This is a genomic window from Streptomyces sp. NBC_01390, assembly GCF_045040105.1.
In the GTDB taxonomy this organism is placed as follows: domain Bacteria; phylum Actinomycetota; class Actinomycetes; order Streptomycetales; family Streptomycetaceae; genus Streptomyces.
Genome location: NZ_CP109551.1, coordinates 10,877,469 through 10,893,782, shown reverse-complemented (window position 1 = coordinate 10,893,782; position 16,314 = coordinate 10,877,469). Strand labels below are relative to the sequence as shown.

The following is a 16,314-nucleotide window of genomic DNA, read 5'->3' as shown; positions in this document are numbered from 1 at the left end:
CCTCCTGCAGTAAGGAGCCGAAAGTCGTCCAGTTTCCCTGACTACCCACTCCAAGCCTCCTTCGTCGAAGCGCTTCGACGAATTCGGGGTCGAAGATGGCCTCCCCCGCGTCAGCTCGCCGTATAGGCGGTCGCCTGGATTCCGTAGAGGTTGGCGTAGCGCCCGCCGAGAGCGAGGAGTTCCTCGTGAGTGCCCTGTTCGGCCAGGCGGCCCCGGTCCATGACCAGGATGAGGTCGGCACCGCTGAGGGTTGAGAAACGGTGGGACACGATCACCGTGACGGCTCCGGTGCGGGCGGCGAGACTGCGGGCACGGTCCATGTAGCGCTGGAAGATCTCTCTCTCGCTGGGTGCGTCGAGCGACGCCGTCGGCTCGTCGAGGACTAACAGGAGCGGGCTCTGACGCATGGCGGCGCGCGCCAACGCCGTCTTCTGCCACTGTCCCTCCGAAAGGTCGACGCCGCCGAGTTCCCTGCCGAGGCGGGTGTCCAGTCCCTCTGGAAGGCTGTCCACGACCGACTCGGCGTCCGCCGCGGCCACCGCCTCGGCGATCCGGCTGGGCTCGTCCTTGTGAGGCAGGTCGCCGAGGCCCACCGTCTCCGCGAAGACCGTGCGGAACCGGCCGAAATCCTGGAAGGCGGCGCTGATGCGGGCGCGCCACGCATCAGTGTCCAGTGAGGCCAGGTTGCACCCGTCCACCGTGATCCGGCCGGAGTCGGGGCGGTAGAACTTGGCCAGCAGCTTGACCAGGGTCGTCTTGCCGGATCCGTACTCACCCACGACCGCCACCACCGCTCCGGCCGGCAGCGTGCACGAGACCGCGTCGAGCGCGATACGGTCGGTGCCGGGGTAGGTGTACGTGACCTGCTCCACGCGGATGCCCTCGCGCAGTGATCCAGGGACGGTCTCGGTCCCCCTGGCGCGGGCGCGGTCCCGGGCAGCGTAGGCCCTCAGCCACAGGAACGGTTCGACCAGACGCATCCCGTCGAGGGTCTCCCCGGCGCGGGCCAGGGTCTGCTGTACCGCCTGGCGCAGGGTGGCCGCCACCGTGATGGTGAGGACCACGTCCCCGGAGCTGCCCTGCCCGTGTGCGGCCTGCCACGCCACCAGTCCGAGTCCGCCGCCGAAGCCCATGGTGAAGACGGCCCAGCCGGCGGCCTTGACCGCCGACGCCCGCAGCCGGGCCCGGTAGCGCGCGCGCATCGCCCGATCCCAGGCGGCGGACTGCCGTTCGGCGAGCGCGGCGGTGGCGCCTGCGACCCGGATCTCCTTGCCGGAGCCGGCGTCGGTGGCGAGTTCGAAGAGGTGGCGCTGCAGCCGGAAGTCCTCGGCGGTTTCGGTCTCCGCGGCGGTGACCAGACGCTGGGCGCGGTAGTTGGCGAGCAGCGGCAGACAGGCGGCGGGCAGGAGCAGCAGCAGCCAGGGGCTGACCGTACCGAGAAGGCAGAGCAGCACGACCAGCTGCAGGGTGTCGGCGAGCATACCGATGGCACCCCACAGACTGTTGGCGATCCCCCACGCGGAGCGGCTCACGGTGGTGACCCGGTCCAGGAAGTCGGTGCGCTCCAAGTGTTCCAGACCTTGCAGGGTGCCGATGTCGCGATAAATCTCGCTGTTCACGTCCGTCAGGCCGACGCGCTCGACGGCCACCACCCGCAGGGTGCCGGACATGAGGGCGCTCATGTGGGAGACCGCGTAGCAGACCGCGGCTGCGGCGGCGCCGACGACAGCGGCATTCCGGTTGCCGCCCGCCATCCCGTCCACGGCCCGCGCCAGGGCGACGGCGGTGCCGCAGGTCGCCACCACACCGAGCGAGAGTACGGCGAGGTTACCGGCGACGACGCCGGGCGTGCGGCGCCAGGACAAGGCGAAGAGTTCCGCCCAGAGGGACACGACGCGCTTCATGCCGATTCTCCTTGGGTGGTTCCCGTCCCGGGACGATCGTCCGGCGGGCCATCGAGCCGGTCGTCGTAGCCCCGCCGGAACCGTTCGGCTTGGATGTGGAACATCTCCGCGTACGTTCCGCCGAGCGCCATCAGCTCGTCATGGGTGCCCTGCTCGGTGATGCGGCCGCCGTCGAGGAGCACGATGCGGTCCGCCTGACGGACGGTGGACAGGCGGTGCGAGATCAGGACCACGCCTGCGTCTCCCCTGCGCCGTGCAAGTCGCGCGAACACGTCGAACTCGGTGCGGACGTCGAGATGGGCGGTCGGCTCGTCCAGCACGAGAAGCCCGGCCCCGCTGTGCACGGCGTACAGGGCGCGGGCGAGGACGACCTGCTGCCACTGCCCGCCGGACAGGTCGACGCCGCCGGTGCGGCTACGCGCCAGCGGCGTGTCCCAGCCTGCGGGCAGCCGCTGCAGCACAGGGCTGAGACCGGCGTCGGCCGCAGCCCTGGCCAGTGCTTGCTCGTCGCGAGGCCGGTCGGCCCGGCCGAGGACGACGTTCTCCGCCGCGCTGAGTTCGTAGCGGACGAAGTCCTGGAAGACCATGGAGACATGGCGTCGCCATGTCTCTGGCGCGACGTCGGCCAGGTCCGTTCCGCCCGCCGTGATCCGTCCGGAGGTGGGGGTGTAGAGGCCGGCCAGCAGTTTGATGAGGGTGGACTTTCCGGCGCCGTTCATTCCGACGATCGCGAGGAGTTCACCGGGTGCGATCTCGAGGTCCAAGCGGTCGAGCACGGTGCGGTCGGTGCCCGGGTAGCGGAAGGAGACGTCCTCGAACCGAACGGTGAAGGGACCCTCGGCGAGGTCCGCCGCCCCAGCCGCCGGCCTCACGGGCAGCAGACGTTCCAGTTCGGCGGCGGCCTCCAGACAGGCACGGGCTCCCACGACATCGCGGGGATCGCAGTACTCGGCGAGCGTGAACAGCGACCAGCCCGCGCTGATTGCCGCCGTCGCCGCCGCGACCGTGCTCTCCCGGCCGGCTGCCGAGGAGGCCGCGGGGACGAACACGCACAGCAGCACCACCAGGACGACCGCACCATGGGCGAGGCAGCGCCACAGATGCCGAATGTGCTCCCGCCACAACGGTTCGAACATCTCCAGCAGGTGGTGGCGGAGGCGGCCCACCATCCATTCGCCGAGACCGAAGACGCGTACGTCCTTGCCGGCCCCCGCCGACGCCAGGGCGGTGGCCCATACCATCATCTGGTCCCACGACCCGGTCCCGGCGAGCCAGCGGCGGACGAAGGCGGAAATGGAGCGGCCGAAATGCACCCGCAGGGCGACGGCGGGAACCACCAGGACCGGCACCGTCCACCAGGCATAGCCGGCCAGGACGACGGCCGAGGCACCGAAGCCGACGGCCGCGCAGAGCAACCGGAGCTGGGCGACGGCCCCGTCAGACGGTTTGCGCTCGGTCCAGTTCTCGGGATCGGCTGCGGCGGTACGCAGCAGCCGCCGGGTGTCGGGCCGCTCCAGTACCTCCAGCGTCGGCGTGCCGGCCGCGCGCAGCAGCAGCCGTCTGCGGTGGTCGCCGTCGACCCTCGCGCGGGCCATGAAGTCGAGCGGTTCGGTGAGGCACTCCAGGAGGTGGGCGCCGAGGAGCAGCCCGGTGAAGGCCAGCAGCGGCCAGAGCACGGCCTGCCACAGTTCCTCGCCGGGGACGCCGCGCACGCGCCCGACCAGTTCTCCCATGGCCAGTGCGGTGGCGGCCGGCAGCAGGGCCTGGAGCAGCAGGAGGGTGAGAAGCGCGGTGAGGAGGACGGGCCCGGCGGCCCGCAGCGGGCGGAGGAAGACGATGCGCATGGTCATCCTGCGGCCGGCTCGGCGGCGAGGTAGCGGGTGAGCGCCTCAATGGTGGGGTGGTCCCAGGCCGGCGTGGACTCCGCTTCCAGTCCGTAGCGGTCCTGGACTTCGCCGCACAGGGACAGGGCGTGGATCGAGTCCTTGCCGAGGTCGCTGAGCTTGTGCTCCGGATCGAAGCCGAGCGGGTCGTTCCGGTCCTGAGGGCCACCGAGGAGCTTCTCGATGCCGCTGCCGTCCCGTGTGGAGTCAACCGGCGTGTTCTGCTTCTGCTCGGTGCCGATACTCATCCCTGCGCCTCCGCAAGTCGTGCCGTCAGCGGCGAGAAGAGCTCGCCGCTGTCGTACTGAGCAAGGAGCTGCTCCGGTGTCGGCGCGCGAACTCCGCGACGAGCCGCAGCGCCCGGTCACCCGCGCCGAGCGAGAGCCCCGCACCGAGTGTGTGGGTGATCTGGAGGCCCTTGAGGACGGTCTCCACGCCCGCCCTCGCATAAGAACCCCATCGAGACGCCACGCCAGCATCGCTGATCAGCAGGAATCAGGACGCCGGGGCTTCATCGACCGTGGCAGGAGTCGACTTGTCGAAGCGCTTCGATCGTCTAATCCTTACGACTGACAACCAGCCGTGTCAATGGGACTGGGGCCTGCATGTGCTCCCTTGCGTTGGGGAATGTCCATTTTGATGGCATGTCCCCTGAGGGTATTTCTTGTAAGTGTTGACAGGCTCAGGAGGCGCCCTCTACGGTCAATGCCCAAGCTGAATTAATTCATTAATTCACATTCTCTGGCGTATGCGGGGGCGGCATGGAAGAGCATTATCTAGTGCGCTGGTTCGACATGATCCGTGGTTTCTCCAAAGAGGTTTGGGATCACGTGCAACACAGTGATGAATCTATTTCTGAACTGTCGTCGAGTGTTCCCGAGTTGGCGCACCTCATGCACCTGGTCGAAACGTACGAGGTGCAGTCCGTCATAGAGGTCGGCTTCAACATCGGTTTCTCGAGTCATGCGTTTCTTAGTGCGTCCGACAGTGTCCAGGTGGTGTCGTTCGACCATCCCAAAAACCTGGCGTCGTCCGTCGCCAAGCAGTTCATCGATCAGAGGTTTCCCGGCCGTCACCAACTGATTTTGGAGGACTCCCGTACGGCTCTTCCCAAGTACCTCACGGAGCACGGGGAGTCGCTCTTCGATATGGCTTTCGTTGACGGCGGCCACGAATACGACGTGGCGAAGTCCGACCTCGGGAACTGTCAGCTTCTGTGCCGGCCGGGGAGCCTCGTCGTGGTCGACGACCTCACCCCGTGGGTTCCCTGGGGTGTCGGCCCCACGCGTGCCTGGAGCGAGGCGCTGGACGCGGGGGACGTCAAGCAGGAGGAGATCTACCGGGACGGCGTCTTGGCCGACCGCGTCGAAGGCCCTGCGGACCGTGTCTGGGTTCAGGGGCGCTTCAAGTAGGGGTTCTCAGGCCTGAGTCCGTGAGTGAGATGCTCCGTGCCCGAAGGCAACGCAGTTCGCAGAGTGGTCGAAGAGCTTCTTCAAGATGGCCGCCGATCAGGTGACGGTTCACAGACCGCAACGAGCGAGGTCCCCGGGCTGTTGATCGAGTTGTCTGACGTCTCAATCACGCTGCTCGGGGGCCTCGTTGGTCATCTGTCCTGCCGCACTCGACCTGCCGCATGCGCTCGTGGAATGGGTAACCACCGCCCGTGAGGGCGACCGGCGCCGCAAGCTCCGCCCGTCGCAGCGTGCGATGGCGGCACTGGTTGCGGCGCGTGATCCCGGGGTTCGTCGCCGAAATCTGGGCACCGTCATCTGGAGCACCAGCGCCGGGAGTTCTGCGAGGACGTCACCTACGACGATTGGATCGACCGGTGGCGGGCCGAGGCGGGATCCCCAGGCGTGGCTCGAGCGACTGGTTCAACCCGGCCCGCCGGGCGGCCATGGCGGACGAGCCCCTGTTCGACTTCGCCTTCAACCGCCGAAGCGACCCGAGGCCGCCGGGGTGGGCTGCTTCAATCTGCAGTTGCCAGATGTGAGCGACACCGATCACCCGCGCCTGCCGGCCGAGATTCGGTGAAGGGTGCCGTGTGTGGAGGAACGAGAGGTACGTGAGTGAGCCAGAGATCTGCTGTCACGCGACGTGAGCTCGTCTTCCAGGCGGAGCGTGGCGGCACGTTCGCCGCGACCTGGGGTCAGCGGCATATCAGAGCCGAGATTCAGCGGTTCGGCCCGGTGGACGACTGGAACCTACGGTTCCGTTGCCGTGTACCGGCCGGCGCGGACGGTCCGGTGACGGTGCAGCACGCGCTTGACGTCATACACATTCTGATCGAACGGCACGTCGCGTTGCGCACCCGGTTCCGGCTCGACGCGTCCGGCGGTGTCGTGGAGCAGATCGTCGACGCGGGCGGGCGGATCGGTGTGGACATCGTCGCCGAGGACAGTCCGGAGCGGTGCGAGCAGGCGTTATCGGCGCACCTGGACGCCACGGCGTCCCGGCGCTTCGACCTCGAATTGGACATGCCGGTCCGGTTCATCCTCGGCGTGTGCGGCGCGAGCGCGTACATGTTCGGGATCGTCGTGTCGCACGTGAGCCTGGACGGGGCAGGCGCCCTGGCGCTGGTTGAGGACCTGCGGCGGATCGTGTCCGGGCGCAAGCCGGAACCGGTCGCATTCGATCCGATCGCCGCGGCGGCCGAGGAGAGCAGCGCGCTCGCCCACGCCCGCAGCGAGCGGGCGCGGGAATTGATGCGCCCGGCCATCCTGGCCGCGGCGGACAATCCGCTACGCACCCCGCGCCACGCGCCGGCGGTCCCGATGGTCCGGGGCGCGCATCTGAGCACTGACTCCTTCCAGTCAGCGCACGAATACCTGGAGCGTAGGCTCGGCCTGTTCACCTCGGGCGCGATCACGATCGTCGCCGCGGCCACAGCCGTGCACCGGGTGCTGGACGCGCCGCGCGCGGTGTTTAAGATCGAATGCGGGGACCGGTGGACGCCCGCGACCCAAGCCTATGTGGGCCATCGCTCCCAGCCCATCTATATCGCGGTGGCGGGCGATGCCGCGGACGCGGTGGCCGAGATCCGCGGCGTGGACCGGGCGATCTTCGCCGCCGCGCGCCGTTCCCCGTATGACCCGGACGTTATGCAGGCGCTGATCGAGCAGGTAGGTGCCGACTCCTGGATCAGCTTCAACGACGTACGCTCGGCCGCTGGCAAACCCAGCCTGCGCACGGCGCGCCCGGAACTCGCCGACGCGTTCCTGCGCCACGATGAGGACGCGCCCCCGACGCCCCTCGAACACCACGATTCACGCGCCGTCGGCGCCGGCCCGCTCCGGGTCCAGGCGATGATCCACCTGTGGGGGAGCCACCTGGACCGGCTCAACCTGTCGCTCGAAGCGGACGACGAATACCTCGACACCGCGGAGATATCGGCACTGCTGCGCGAGATCGAGCGCACTGTGATCGCCCTTGCGCGCTAATCACGCAAAGTTCGAAGCGCTTCGATAGAGCTGATGGGTTCGTCAACGCTCGCGAGGTCGCGAGAATCGCAATAAAGGGGGCGCGCTGACGGCGGCCGTGGAAATCTGACTCTTCCAAGATTTTCGTGAAGCCGGTCATGCGGCCGTCATTGTTGTCACCCTGTGTGCAAGGCCCCGTGGAGAGTCGGGTCCGCCCGTTTTGATCATGGGGTGCCGTCAAGAGTGAGGACGGTATCGGGTGGGGTGTGAGCGCGCCGGCCGCTGGCGATGTTGGTCCAGCCTGCGCGATGGAGCCCGGCGTGGGCGAGGTCGCGGAAGACGCTCATGACAGCGGGGGGTGTGGTGGCGGCGGACCTGGCTCAAGTCCTCGCCGAAGACCACGTCCTTGGACCAGTGCACGGTGGAGTACGAGTCGGCCAGGGGCGCGGTTCCGCCGGGCGTTTCCCCTGGCCGCTCGCCCGAACCCGGCGTGGCAGTTTCCCGGCACCGGGCTCTCCACAAGTCCCTCAGGCTGTGGCCTGGGCTGGTCGCGCGGACCACGGGGTGGGGATGGTGTCGCCTCGGTAGCGGTATCGCTGGACGGGTACCTTCGCGGGGTTGAACAGGTCCACGCCGTCGGCGGTGAAGCCCCACCGGTTGTGGGGGGGGGTGCCGTAGGCGCGGACGATCCGTCTCCAGTTCCGGCGCCGGTGGCGTCGGCGGAGCCACTTCCACACTCAGTGCGACAGGTAGTGTTCCAGCTCACTGAAAGTGATCTTGGATGCGCCGTGGCGGAAGTAGGTGGTCCAGCCCCGCAGGGCCTGTCCCACGAGGATGAAGGCCCTGCGGGGGTCTGTGTTCGTTGTCTGTCGTCCGGTCAGCACCTTGATCTTGGACTGGACCGATTTCACTGCTCTGTCGCTGGGATAGGTGTAGACCAGGCGGCGGCTGGAGCCCTACTGGGTGTGGCGCTGGATGCTTCGCGGCGGTGGCGGGCGCCGGTGCCATTCCTTGGACCTTCACCGCCGCCCAAGCCGTGACCGCCGCGGCCCTGTTCATCGGCTGGGACCTGCTGGGCGCCCGATCCCTCAAGCCCGAGCGGCAGCTCAGTGCGTCGACCCTGTTCGACCTGGTCAAGCTCGCCTTCGGCGTGCTGACTGGATCAGGGGCGCTGGTGGCTCTGGTGGTCGCCTACCTGCAGGTACTCACGTGCTGCCCGGATCACCGTTGCCGTCGCCGTGGCCCCTCCCCGTCACGTACGGTCGTTCTATGGCGCCCGAGAGGTCTACCGTAGGTGTAATCATGACCGTGGACGACGACCCCGGGGTGTCCCGGGCCGTCGCCCGCGACCTGCGGCGGCGCTACGGCGAGTCGTACCGGATCGTGCGCGCGGAGTCCGGCGAGTCCGCGCTGGAGGCGCTGCGGGAGCTGAAACTGCGCGGTGATCTGGTGGCGGTGATCCTGGCCGACTACCGCATGCCCCAGATGAACGGCATCGAGTTCCTCGAACAGGCCCTGGACGTCTATCCCGGCGCGCGCCGGGTGCTGCTCACCGCGTACGCCGACACCAACGCGGCGATCGACGCGATCAACGTCGTCGACCTCGACCACTACCTCCTCAAGCCCTGGGATCCGCCCGAGGAGAAGCTCTACCCGGTGCTCGACGATCTCCTGACGGCCTGGCGGTGCAGTGACTTCCGGCCCGTGCCGAGCACCAAGGTGGTCGGTCACCGGTGGTCGGCGCGCTCGTCGGACGTACGGGAGTTCCTGGCCCGCAACCAGGTGCCGTACCGCTGGTACTCCACCGAGGAGCCCGAGGGGCAGCGGCTGCTCGCGGCCGCGGGCCAGGACGGGCAGCGGCTGCCGGTCGTGATCACGGCGGACGGTACGGCGCTCGTCGAGCCGGAGGTGCCCGAACTGGCCGCGCACGTGGGGCTGGCGACCACGCCCACGGCCGACTTCTACGACCTGGTCGTCATCGGCGGCGGACCGGCCGGGCTCGGCGCCGCCGTGTACGGGGCCTCCGAGGGGCTGCGTACGGTGCTGGTGGAGCGGTCGGCCACCGGCGGGCAGGCCGGCCAGAGTTCACGCATCGAGAACTACCTGGGCTTCCCGGACGGGGTGTCCGGCGGCCAGCTCACCGACCGGGCGCGGCGCCAGGCCACCAAGTTCGGCGCCGAGATCCTCTCCGCGCGCGAGGTGACCGGCCTGGAGGTGAGCGGCTCGGCTCGGCTCGTGCGGTTCGCGGACGGGTCGCAGATCGCTGCGCACAGTGTGATCCTGGCGACCGGTGTGTCGTACCGGCAGCTGGAGGCGCCGGGCGCCACCGAGCTGGCGGGCTGCGGGGTGTTCTACGGGTCGGCGCTGACCGAGGCCGCCGCCTGCCAGGGCCACGACATCTACATCGTGGGCGGCGCCAACTCGGCCGGGCAGGCGGCGATGTACCTGTCCAGGGGCGCCAAGTCGGTCACGCTGCTGGTGCGCGGAGCGGATCTCACGGCGTCGATGTCGCACTATCTGATCCAGCAGATCGCCCAGTCGCCGAACATCTCGGTGCGGGCCCACACGGTCGTCGAGGCCGCGCACGGCGACGGCCACCTGGAGCAGCTGACCCTGCGCGACACGACGAGCGGGCAGACCGAACTGGTCGACGCGCAGTGGCTGTTCGTGTTCATCGGCGCGGCCCCGCTGACCGACTGGCTGGACGGCACGGTGCTGCGCGACGAGCGCGGGTTCATCCTCGCCGGGCCCGACATGACCGCCGACGGGCGGCCACCGGCCAACTGGGAGCTGGACCGGCCGCCGTACCACCTGGAGACCAACATCCCCGGCGTGTTCGTCGCCGGGGACGCTCGCGCGGAGTCCGCCAAGCGGGTCGCGTCCGCCGTCGGAGAGGGAGCCATGGCCGTGATGCTCGTACACCGGTATCTGGAGCAGTCGTGAGCGGCCGCCTGATGCCGTGCAGCCCCGGCGAGATCGGGGCGCTGTTCCTGTTCGAGAAGCTGACCGCCGAGCAGCTGGGCAGGCTGTGCAGCGAGGGCCGGGTAGAACTGTTCGACCCGGGGCCGGTGTTCGCCGAGGGTGACCCGGCCACCTGCTTCTACGTGATGATCGAGGGCACGGTCATCATGTCGCGCCGGGTGGGCGGCGACGACGTCGAGGTGAGCCGGACGTCCCAGAGCGGGGTGTACGCGGGGGCCGTGCAGGCGTACCTCGGGGACGGGAAGCCTCGGGGGTACGTGAACTCGTTGCGGGTCTCGGAACCGACCCGGTTCTTCGTGCTGCCCGCCGATTCGTTCTCGGCCGTCATGCACGAGTGGTTTCCGATGGCGGTCCATCTCCTGGAGGGGCTCTTCCTCGGTACGCAGACCACGCAGCGGGCCGTCGGGCAGCGCGAACGGCTGCTCGCGCTGGGCTCGTTGTCCGCCGGACTGACGCATGAACTGAACAACCCGGCCGCCGCGGCGGTGCGGGCCACGTCGACGTTGCGCGACCGAGTGGCCCATATGCGGCAGAAGCTCGGAATCCTCGCCTCGGGCCCCTACCAGCGCGAGTCCCTGAAGAGCCTGGTCGACATCCAGGACCGGACGGCCGAGCGGGTCGCGAAGGCGCAGTCGCTGAGCCCGCTCGAAGCGTCCGACCGGGAGGACGAACTCGCCGACTGGCTCGAGGACCACGGTGTGCAGGGCGGCTGGCAGATCGCACCGGCCTTCGTGCAGGGCGGTCTCGACGTCGACTGGCTCGAACAGGTCGCGGCGGCCGTGGACACGGAGATGCTCCCGAATGCCGTCAGGTGGCTCAACTACACGGTCGAGACCGAGCTGTTGATGTCCGAGATCGAGGACTCCACCACGCGCATCTCGCACCTCGTCGACGCCGCCAAGCAGTACTCGCAGCTGGACCGCGCCCCCTATCAGGTCGCCGACGTGCACGAACTCCTCGACAGCACCCTGCTGATGCTGTCGGGGAAGATGGGCTCACGCGTCAAGGTCGTGAAGGAGTACGACCGTTCGCTGCCGCGGATTCCGGCCTACCCCGCCGAGCTGAACCAGGTGTGGACCAACCTGATCGACAACGCGGTGTCCGCCATCAACAGCGCGGGCGGGGACGGCACGTTGACCGTTCGGACGGCGCTGGTGCACGACCGGCTGCTGGTGGAGTTCCGCGACACGGGCCCGGGGGTGCCGGCCGAGATCCGCGGCCGGATCTTCGACCCGTTCTTCACCACCAAGCCGGTGGGCGAGGGGACGGGGCTGGGGCTCGACATCTCCTGGCGGATCGTCGTCAACAAGCACCACGGCGATCTCAAGGTCGAGTCCGTACCCGGCGACACCCGCTTCCAGGTCCTGCTCCCCCTCACCGCCACGGACCCCGAGACCGGGACCGACACCGAATCCGACCCCGACCCGGCCGTGGGCTCCGCCCCGGCCCAGGAGCCGTCATGACCAAGGACACCGGAATCGACCCCAGCGTCCCGCCCAGCGGGGCGGGATGCGTCGAGTGCGACGCCGTCGGCGGCTGGTGGTTCCATCTGCGGCGCTGCGCCCAGTGCGGGCACATCGGCTGTTGCGACGACTCACCTGCCAAGCACGCCACCGGCCACTTCCGGGACACCGGCCATCCGGTGATCCGCAGTTACGAGCCCGGCGAGGCCTGGTTCTGGAACTTCGAGACGTCCGAGCTGGAGGAGAACGGCCCGGCCCTCGCTCCCCCGGCCAGCCACCCGCTCGACCAGCCCGCGCCGGGGCCCGCGGGACGCGTCCCGGCGAACTGGGCGGAGACGCTGCGCTGAGCCCCCGGGCAGCCGCACTGGCCCCGGCGGCCCGGGGGCGAGCAGGTCGTCGGCGCGCGCGTGCCAGGATTGATCCGTGCCGCAGAACCTGTACAACACCCCGCTCATCGGCCGGGACGACGAGCTGAGCCGCCTCGGCGGTGTGCTGGACCGTGCCCGTGTCCGTGAGGCCCGTGCCGTGCTCATCGCCGGGGACGCCGGGGTGGGCAAGACGCGGATCCTGGCGGAGGCCGCCGGGCGGGCCTCCGACCGGGGAATGACCGTGCTCACGGGGCACTGCGTCGATCTCGGTGACGTCGGGCTCCCGTATCTGCCGTTCACCGAGATCCTGGGCGTGCTGGCCGCCGACGAGCGGTTCGCGGCGGCGCTCGCCGCGCATCCCGTGGTCGGCCGGCTGCTCGGCGGCGGGGCGGAGGACGGAGTGCAGGACGCCGGCGGGCGGCTGCGGCTGTTCGAGGGGATGGCCGGGCTGCTGGCCGCCGTCACCGAGGTCGCTCCCCTGCTGCTCGTCCTGGAGGACCTGCACTGGGCCGACCAGTCGTCCCGGGATCTGCTGCGCTTCCTGCTCAGCCGGGGCGTGCTCCAGGCGCCGGCGGGCGGCGTGCCCGGCCACCGGCTCGCGGTGTTCGCCTCGTACCGCGCGGACGACCTCCATCGCCGCCATCCGCTGCGCCCCCTTCTCGCGGAGCTGGTGCGGCTGCCCGCCGTGGAGCGGCTGGAGCTGCGGCCGATGGCCGACGCCGAGGTGGCCCGGCTGGTGCGTGCCCTGGGCGAGGGGCCGCTGCCCGACATGACCGTCCGCCGGATCGTCGAGCGGGCCGAGGGCAACGCGTTCTACGCGGAGGAGCTGCTCGCGGCCACCGACGCGGAGTCGGGGGGCGTACCCAGCGGGCTCGCCGACGTTCTCCTCATCCGCTTCGAGCAACTGAGCGACACGGCCCAGCAGGTGCTGCGTACGGCGGCCGTCGCGGGGCGGCGCGTCGAGCACGAGCTGCTGAGCGACGCCGTGCGGCTGCCGGAGGACGAGCTGGAGTCGGCGCTGCGCGAGGCGGTCGGACGCCAGGTGCTCGTCCCCGGCGAGGGCGACACGTACTCCTTCCGGCACGCGCTCGCCCGTGAGGCCGTCTACGCCGATCTGCTGCCCGGCGAGCGGTCGCGGCTGCACGGGGCGTTCGCGCGGCTGCTGGCCGGGAGGGGGCGCCCGGCCGAGAGCGCGGCGGAGCGGGCCCACCACTACCGGGAGAGCCACGATCTCGCCGAGGCGCTGACGGCGTCCCTGGAGGCGGCCGATCACGCCCATCGTGTCGGCGCGCCCGCGGAGGAGCTGCGGCATCTGGAGGCCGCCCTCGACATGTGGCCGGCGGTGGAGGCGGGCGCCCGTCCCACGGGCGAGGGCGTGGACACGGTGACATTGATGCTGCGGGCGTCGGCGGCGGCGGCGCACGCCGGGGACTCGCACCGCGCGGTGTCACTCACCCGGGCCGCTCTCGCCGGGGTCGGCCAGGACACGGACACCGAACTCGCGGCCCGTGTCCGCTACACCCTCGCCGACAACCTCATGAGCATCGACCACCTGGCGGCGGCGTTCGCGTACAGCAGTGAGGCACTTGCCCTGATCCCGGCCGACCCTCCGTCACGGACGTGGGTGTGGGCGGCGGCCACGCATGTCATGGCGGCACGGCAGATGGGCGACAACGAGACAGCGCTGCGAGTGGCGCGGCAGGCGCTCACCGTGGCCGAGGAGCTGCAGGCCCTCGACGCGCAGGCCGACCTCATGATCTCCGTGGCCGGTCTCGAAGCGGGGGGCCGGCGCACGCCCGAGGCCCGCGAGCGGCTCCGGGAAGCCAGGGAACTGGCCCGGCGGGCGAGCTGTACACCGGTGGAGATGCGGGCGCTGTTCAATCTGGCGATCGGCTCCTTCGAGTCCGGTCTGCTGGAGGAGTGCCTGCCGTGGCTCTCGGAGGGCCTGGACCGCGCCCGCCGCGCCGGCCTCCTGTCATCGCCGTACCCCCTGGAGATGCGCTATCTGCACTCCCTGGTGCTGTACACCCTGGGCCGGTGGGACGAGTGCGTCCGCGCGGCGGCGGCCGACACCGAGGTGCTGCCCGCGGCCGCCGGTTACGTGGCCGGGCCCTCGCTGTACGTCGCCCTGGCGCGCGGTGACCTGGGCGCCGTGGACCGGGCCCGGGCTCTCCTCGACGGCCCGTTCGACTGGATGGCCACGCTGGTCGCGAGCGTGGTGCTCACGGACGCCGCCGCCCTGGCGGGTGACCCCGAGGCGGCCGTGGAGCGTGTGCACAGCACGGTGAAGGCGCTCACCGACGACGCCGGGGCGCGTCCGGAGGTCGCGGTCCGGCTCGTCGCCCTCGCACTGGCCGCCGTCGCCGACACGACCGGCCGGCTTCGCCGGAACGGCGACGAGGAGGGGACCGCGCGGTGGACGGACACGGCGGCCGAGCTGCTGGAGCTCGCCCGGTCCCGGGGCTCGATCGGCCGCGACGGATCCCCGCAGGGCCCGGAGGGACACGCCTGGCTGGCCCGTGCCGAGGCGGAGTGGGCCCGGGCGACCGCCGGTCCCGAAACCCAGGCGTGGGAGCGGGCGGTCACGGCGTTCGACTTCGGCGACGTCTATGAACAGGCGCGCTGCAGAAGGCGGTTCGCCGAGGCCCTGCTGGCGGACGGCCACCGTGCGGAGGCGGCCGCGCAGGCTCGCGCGGCACGGGAGACGGCGCTGCGCCTGGGCGCCGCACCCCTGCTCCGGGACGTGGACGCCCTGATCCGGCGCGGCCGGCTCACGGACCCCTCCCCCGCCGAGGACGCCGGCGCCGCCTCGTCACCGACCCCGCTCACCGCCCGTGAACAGGACGTCCTGCGGTTGCTCGCCCTCGGCCGCAGCAACCGTCGGATCGGCGAGGAACTGTTCATCAGCGGCAAGACGGCGAGCGTCCATGTCTCCAACATCCTGGCCAAGCTGGGCGCCGCGAGCCGCGGGGAGGCGGTGGCGGTCGCCTACCGGGAGGGGCTGATCCCACCGGCCTCGACGGCGGCGACCGCGTCCACGGCGGATCCCGCGCCGGAGCCACGCTGACGCGAGGTCCTGACCCGCTCTGCTCCTACTGTTCCGCTCTGACGAAGGACCGGATCGCCGTCGCCGCCGCCCCACGCGCCCACTCCTCGAAGGGCAGCGGCCGGGTCAGCAGCTCGCAGCGGGCGGCGGAGCCGAAGGCGGTGGCGGTGAACGCGTCGCGGATCTGGTCGGCGAACAGGTCGTACGCGGCCAGCCCCTCGCCGGAGATGATCACGCGCTCGGGGCCGAGCAGATTGGCGACGGTGGCGATGCCCCGGCCGATCGCCTCACCCGCTCGCGCGTACACCTCCCGCGCTCCGGGATGACCCGCGTGGGCCAGGGCGACGGCCTCTGCGCTGTCGATGACTCCGGAGCCCGTGGCCTCCCGGACCCGGGCGACGATCTCCGCGTCCCCCGCGAACGCCTGCAGGCAGCCCCTCTTGCCGCAGTGACAGGGCGGGCCCGCCGGATCGACGACGAGGTGCCCGATCTCGCCGGCCACGCCGTGCGTCCCCTCGACCACGCGCCCGTGGACCACGAGCCCGCAGCCGATGCCGGCGCCGACGGTCACCACGGCGAAGTCGGACAGCCCCACCCCGGCGCCGAACCACTGCTCGGCGACGGTGAGCGCGCGCACGTCGTTGTCGACCGTGACGGGCAGCCCGATGGTCATGGCGGCCGGCTCGGCAAGCCGCATGTCACGCCACTGAAGGAACGGCGAGTACCGTACGACGCCCTCGGCGCGGTCGATCTCTCCGGCGACGGCGATACCGCAGCCGAGCACCGGCACCCCGAAACCGTCCGCCTCGGTGAGCAGCTCCCGGACCAGCTCGGCGACCGAGACCAGCACCGCCCTCGGGGCCCGGGCGGTGAGCGGCAGGTTCCGGGCGACCCGGACACGGCAGCACAGGTCGGTGAGCACGCCGAAGATCTCGTCGCCGGTGATCTTGATGCCGATGAACAGTGCCCGGCCGCCGTCGACACGTATGGGGTTCGCGGGGCGCCCCAGCCCGGGACGGGTCTCCGCATCCTCGTCCTCGACCAGATAGCCGGCCTCGATCAGCGGGCGGACCGCTTTGGTGACGGCGGCGGCGGACAGCCCCGCGCGCCGGGCCGCGTCGGCTCGGGTGAGGGGGCCGTGGGACAGGACCGTGGTGAAGATCAACGAGGCGGTCGGCGTACGGGCCGGAAACGCCTCGGCACGGAAGGTCGAGGGCATGGCCGGGAACCCTAGCTTATTTTCCCCTGT

Annotated in this window: 13 protein-coding genes and 1 pseudogene; 8 read left to right on the top strand and 6 right to left on the bottom strand. The window is 70.6% G+C overall.

The window, feature by feature from the left end:
• Positions 1 to 110: 110 nt before the first annotated feature.
• Genes OG241_RS48535 through OG241_RS48520 form a run of 4 tightly spaced genes read right to left on the bottom strand, consistent with a single transcriptional unit; the run spans position 111 to position 4,258 of the window.
• Positions 111 to 1,904: an ATP-binding cassette domain-containing protein gene (locus OG241_RS48535; protein ID WP_405825405.1), complete on the bottom strand. Its 1,794-nt coding sequence runs from the start codon at positions 1,902 to 1,904 to the stop codon at positions 111 to 113.
• Positions 1,901 to 3,748, bottom strand: a complete 1,848-nt coding sequence (locus OG241_RS48530; protein ID WP_405825404.1) for an ABC transporter ATP-binding protein — start codon at positions 3,746 to 3,748, stop codon at positions 1,901 to 1,903. The genes OG241_RS48535 and OG241_RS48530 overlap by 4 nt, the downstream gene beginning before the upstream one ends.
• Before the next feature lie 2 nt (positions 3,749 to 3,750).
• Entirely contained in the window at positions 3,751 to 4,035 is a 285-nt protein-coding gene (locus OG241_RS48525) for an acyl carrier protein (RefSeq protein ID WP_405825402.1), read from the bottom strand.
• A gap of 25 nt (positions 4,036 to 4,060) precedes the next feature.
• On the bottom strand, positions 4,061 to 4,258 hold the full coding sequence (locus OG241_RS48520; protein ID WP_405825401.1) for a hypothetical protein: 198 nt from the start codon (positions 4,256 to 4,258) through the stop codon (positions 4,061 to 4,063).
• Between the two features lie 290 nt (positions 4,259 to 4,548).
• On the opposite strand from OG241_RS48520, the gene OG241_RS48515 reads away from it, so the two are divergent.
• The 3 genes and pseudogenes from OG241_RS48515 (at position 4,549) to OG241_RS48505 (ending at position 7,227) form a co-directional block, all read left to right on the top strand.
• Entirely contained in the window at positions 4,549 to 5,199 is a 651-nt protein-coding gene (locus OG241_RS48515) for a class I SAM-dependent methyltransferase (protein WP_405825399.1), read from the top strand.
• Positions 5,200 to 5,386: 187 nt separating this feature from the next.
• Positions 5,387 to 5,521, top strand: a pseudogene (locus OG241_RS48510) (IS5/IS1182 family transposase); the annotation flags it as partial.
• 335 nt (positions 5,522 to 5,856) lie between these two features.
• Positions 5,857 to 7,227, top strand: coding sequence for a hypothetical protein (locus tag OG241_RS48505; RefSeq protein WP_405825397.1), 1,371 nt, complete (start codon positions 5,857 to 5,859; stop codon positions 7,225 to 7,227).
• 716 nt (positions 7,228 to 7,943) lie between these two features.
• Here the strand turns inward: OG241_RS48505 and OG241_RS48500 are convergent.
• Positions 7,944 to 8,117, bottom strand: coding sequence for a group II intron maturase-specific domain-containing protein (locus OG241_RS48500; RefSeq protein ID WP_405825395.1), 174 nt, complete (start codon positions 8,115 to 8,117; stop codon positions 7,944 to 7,946).
• Between the two features lie 77 nt (positions 8,118 to 8,194).
• Between OG241_RS48500 and OG241_RS48495 the strand changes: the two genes are divergently transcribed.
• The 5 genes from OG241_RS48495 to OG241_RS48475 all read left to right on the top strand — a co-directional run bounded on the left by OG241_RS48495 (position 8,195) and on the right by OG241_RS48475 (position 15,086).
• A complete protein-coding gene (locus OG241_RS48495) occupies positions 8,195 to 8,500 on the top strand; it encodes a hypothetical protein (RefSeq protein WP_405825393.1) in 306 nt (101 codons plus the stop codon).
• Entirely contained in the window at positions 8,476 to 10,149 is a 1,674-nt protein-coding gene (locus OG241_RS48490) for an FAD-dependent oxidoreductase (protein ID WP_405825391.1), read from the top strand. The genes OG241_RS48495 and OG241_RS48490 overlap by 25 nt, the downstream gene beginning before the upstream one ends.
• Positions 10,146 to 11,651, top strand: coding sequence for an ATP-binding protein (locus OG241_RS48485; protein WP_405825389.1), 1,506 nt, complete (start codon positions 10,146 to 10,148; stop codon positions 11,649 to 11,651). The genes OG241_RS48490 and OG241_RS48485 overlap by 4 nt, the downstream gene beginning before the upstream one ends.
• Positions 11,648 to 11,998: a UBP-type zinc finger domain-containing protein gene (locus OG241_RS48480; RefSeq protein WP_405825388.1), complete on the top strand. Its 351-nt coding sequence runs from the start codon at positions 11,648 to 11,650 to the stop codon at positions 11,996 to 11,998. The genes OG241_RS48485 and OG241_RS48480 overlap by 4 nt, the downstream gene beginning before the upstream one ends.
• Before the next feature lie 76 nt (positions 11,999 to 12,074).
• A complete protein-coding gene (locus OG241_RS48475; protein ID WP_405825386.1) occupies positions 12,075 to 15,086 on the top strand; it encodes an AAA family ATPase in 3,012 nt (1,003 codons plus the stop codon).
• Between the two features lie 25 nt (positions 15,087 to 15,111).
• Here the strand turns inward: OG241_RS48475 and OG241_RS48470 are convergent, their stop codons facing one another.
• A complete protein-coding gene (locus OG241_RS48470; protein WP_405825384.1) occupies positions 15,112 to 16,284 on the bottom strand; it encodes an ROK family protein in 1,173 nt (390 codons plus the stop codon).
• Positions 16,285 to 16,314 lie beyond the last annotated feature (30 nt).